We start from the raw sequence: 763 nt of genomic DNA on the forward strand, positions 1-763 counted from the left end.
ACTTCATGTAGCGGTCGTAGACCTCTTGCGACTGGATGGCGATGGCCTCGTCGCGGTTCGCCTCGAGGGCGGCCGCCCACGTCTCCAGGGTGCGCGCGTAGTGCAGCTGCAGTGAGTGCACCCGGGTCAGCTCGAAGCCGGCCGTTACGGCGTACTCCCCGACGGTCTGCGGGGTCGGGAGCCAGCCCCCCGGGAAGATCTCGGTGAGGATGAACTGCGAGAAGTGCACGATCTCGTGCGTCAGCGTCATGCCCCGCGCCCTGGCCTCCTTGAAGGAGGGGCGAACGATGGTGTGCAGCAACATGATTCCGTCGTCGGGCAGGATGTGGTGGGCACGTTCAAAAAAGGCCGGCCACCGGTCGGCCTTGAACGCCTCGAAGGCGCCGATGCTGACGATTCGGTCGACCTTGTCGTCGAATTCCTCCCAGCCCTGCAACCGGACTTCGACGGAGCGGTCGGTGGGGATGGCGGCCATTTTGGCCTTACTGTAGGCAAACTGGTTGCGACTCAGCGTGATCCCGATCACGTTGACGTCATATTTCTCGATCGCCCGGTGCAGCGCTCCTCCCCAGCCGCAACCGATGTCGAGTAGCGTCATCCCCGGCTCGAGATTCAACTTGCCCAGCGCCAGATCGAACTTCGCATTCTGCGCCTCTTCGAGCGTCATGCCCTCGCGTTCGAAATAAGCGCACGTATAGCCCATTGTCGGATCTAGGAACAGGGCAAAAAACTCGTCCGAAACGTCGTAGATGGATTGCGATTC

1 protein-coding gene is annotated in these 763 nt (G+C 61.9%); it reads right to left on the reverse strand.

Features of this window, described 5'->3' with window-relative positions:
* Positions 1-763: cyclopropane mycolic acid synthase family methyltransferase (locus tag A5701_RS22735; RefSeq protein ID WP_156670225.1), on the reverse strand; the 763-nt coding region annotated here is incomplete at both ends.

Source organism: Mycobacterium sp. E3305 (genome assembly GCF_001666785.1).
GTDB lineage: Bacteria > Actinomycetota > Actinomycetes > Mycobacteriales > Mycobacteriaceae > Mycobacterium.